3 protein-coding genes are annotated in these 2352 nt (G+C 69.2%); 1 reads left to right on the top strand and 2 read right to left on the bottom strand.

The window, feature by feature from the left end; all coding sequences use genetic code 11:
* Positions 1–578 precede the first annotated feature (578 nt).
* Together CUT83_RS15110 and CUT83_RS15105 are read right to left on the bottom strand one after the other, a co-directional pair.
* The gene (locus tag CUT83_RS15110; RefSeq protein ID WP_101256369.1) at positions 579–1079 is read right to left on the bottom strand and encodes a GNAT family N-acetyltransferase; all 501 of its coding nucleotides are present in this window, start codon (positions 1077–1079) and stop codon (positions 579–581) included.
* Positions 1076–1852, bottom strand: coding sequence for a GntR family transcriptional regulator (locus CUT83_RS15105; protein ID WP_101256368.1), 777 nt, complete (start codon positions 1850–1852; stop codon positions 1076–1078). Before CUT83_RS15105 ends, CUT83_RS15110 begins: the two co-directional genes overlap by 4 nt.
* 177 nt (positions 1853–2029) lie before the next feature.
* Here CUT83_RS15105 and CUT83_RS15100 point away from each other — a divergent pair.
* Positions 2030–2352 (top strand): SCO3933 family regulatory protein (locus CUT83_RS15100; protein ID WP_101256367.1); only part of this gene is annotated, 323 nt, incomplete at its 3' end.

Raw genomic sequence — 2352 nt, 5'->3', positions numbered from 1 at the left:
GGAGCGGGTTTGGCCGGTGTCCTGCCTGGGCTGGGGTCGGGCATGATCAGGGGGCCGTACGCTGGTTGGCAACTCGGGCAGGCTTTGGACCTGCCCGCAATGTGTCCGAGTGGCCCCCTGGTCGTGCCCGACGCGGGTCCCGGACCGGGCAGGTGGGTAAAGCCGTGGAGCCGACCGCCCCCAGCCCCGGCCTGGTCTTTTCGCCCCCTTGCGGGCGCGGGCGGGTGACGGCGCGCGGCCCCGGCGGCGAAGACGAGGAGGGGCCAGCGCGGCGGCGCCCGGCCCGGCGCCGCCGCGCTTGGCGCGGCACCTGATCCCTGTGGGATCAAGACTGCCCTTGGCAGACGTGGAGGCCGGGAACCGTGGGACGCGTCTTCGTGTTCCTGGTGTGCTGTGCACGGCCCTGCCTGCTTCCGCCGGTCATGGATGCCGGCCGTTGTGGTCGTCCCTTGGTCGGGGGCCAGTCGGACGCAGCGGCGGGCAGGGTCGTGGTGCGGCTCGGTGTGCTGGCACTGCGGCCCGGCCGCCGGACAGCGAGCGGAGCGAGCCTTGATGAGGTAGAGAAACCTGTAACAGCCCTACGTGGGGCGCTGGAACAGTGCACCTGACTTCCGGTGCTCCAAGTCGACCAACCTGACCAATGTGAACCCCTGGCGCTCGTAGTAGCGGTGCAACCCTGGGTTGGTCTTCCACGCATCCAGGCGCAACCACCCCTTGCCCTGCTGGGCGGCGCGCTTGGCAGCCCAGTCCAGCATCACGGCCCCAACGTCCCGCCCCGCCGCTGTCCGGCTCGTCGCCATGCGGTGAACGTAGAGCGCACTGCCGGGGTCGTCGGCCTCGGTCCAGAACTCCGGGTCGGCGTGGTCGTCCACGGTGATCGTGCCGATGGGCCGGTCCTCGTCACCGACCGCCAGGAAGCACTCGCCGTGCCGGATGGCCTTCTGGATGCGGTCGCGGTGGGGCGGGAACTGCCATTGGTCGATCCCGCGTGAGGCGAGCCACTCGGACGCCTCGATCAAAAGCCCCTCGACGGTCGGCAGCTCCTCGGCGCTCGCGGGCCGGATGCGGACTCCGCTCATGACTGGTCCGCGGGCGTCTCGCGGCGTCGCTCGTAGGAGATCACGTGGCGGTCGCCGGGCAGGACCGAGATCGCGACCCGGACCGGCTTGCCCTCCTCGGTGTACCCGGTGCACACGTGGTAGCCGACGGGCGTTCCGGGTGCCAGCTCCAGTCGCCGCACCTCGTCGGGGGTGGGCATGCGGACGTACAGCTCATCGATGGCCCGTTCCTGGCGGTAGCCGAGTCCGGCCAGCACCTCGTTCGCGCCCTCGGGGATGCTCTCGGGTCGCATGATCGGGGTGTCCCGCACCAGGTCGAGCGGAAAGAAGCTGTCGTTGATGTTGAACGGCTCGCCGTCCAGGTAGCGGACTCGGCGGCGGGTGACGACGAGTTGCCCGGCTTCGAGCTGGAGGCGCTTGGTCACCTCGGCGGTCGGCTCCACGATGCTGACCTCGATGGTCTGCTCGGGGTCGCGGCCCTGATGCTCGGTCATGAAGGCGTCCATCTCCGGCGTGTACGGCCGGGGGCGGAACTCCGCCTGGGGTCGGAAGACCATCGGCTTGCGCTCGCGGACGAAGTACCCGACGGGGCGCTTGGAGACGATCAACCCTTCGTTGACGAGGATGTCCAGCGCCGCACGGACCGTGCCGCGCGTCACGCCGTACTCGTCGGTGAGCTGGGCCTCTGTCGGCAGCTTGGCGCCGGGCGCGAGCGTGCCGGCCGCGATCTGCTGGCGCAGGTCGTCAGAGATCTGCTGCTTGTAGGTGCCGCGACCGACCTTCTTGACTGCCATGCCTCCATGAAACGCCGCGCGACCTGCATTGTCCAGTCAATGTGGCCAAAGCCCTTGACGGAGCGCCACTGAGGGGTCAACATCTGAACTGTTCGCATTGTTCAAACAATGCAGACGTTGATCCGACCCATGGGCAGTGGTCTGCCTGCTGCTCCCCCTCTGAGAGGAAGTCCTGTCATGGCGTCTTTCAAGATCGACCTGTCGACCGCTGCGGTGATCGTGGCGACCGCCCCGCAGCCGAAGATCGCGAACCGGCGGACCGGTGAGATCGCCACCGACCCGGAGACCGGCGCGCAGCTGATGACGGTGGGCCTGATGATCGTGGACGACGGTGAGGCCAACCTGCTGGACAAGGTCACGGTGCTGGAGACCGGCATCACCGGGGAGCTGACCACCGGGGCGCCGGTGGGGGTGACCGGGCTGCGGGCGCGGGAGTGGGAGAACGTCTTCAACGGCGAGAAGCGGCAGGGCATCTCCTTCCGCGCGGTGGCCATCACCCC

It is taken from the genome of Streptomyces barkulensis (assembly GCF_002843305.1).
Classification (GTDB): Bacteria; Actinomycetota; Actinomycetes; order Streptomycetales; family Streptomycetaceae; genus Streptomyces; species Streptomyces barkulensis.
Note: the sequence above shows the minus strand (reverse complement) of the source record. Positions and strands in the feature narration are given on the sequence as shown.

Coding starts and splice junctions, on each gene's coding strand:
- CUT83_RS15110 (WP_101256369.1), bottom strand. CDS start 1,079: ATGAGCGGAGTCCGCATCCGGCCCGCGAGCGCCGAGGAGCTGCCGACC.
- CUT83_RS15105 (WP_101256368.1), bottom strand. CDS start 1,852: ATGGCAGTCAAGAAGGTCGGTCGCGGCACCTACAAGCAGCAGATCTCT.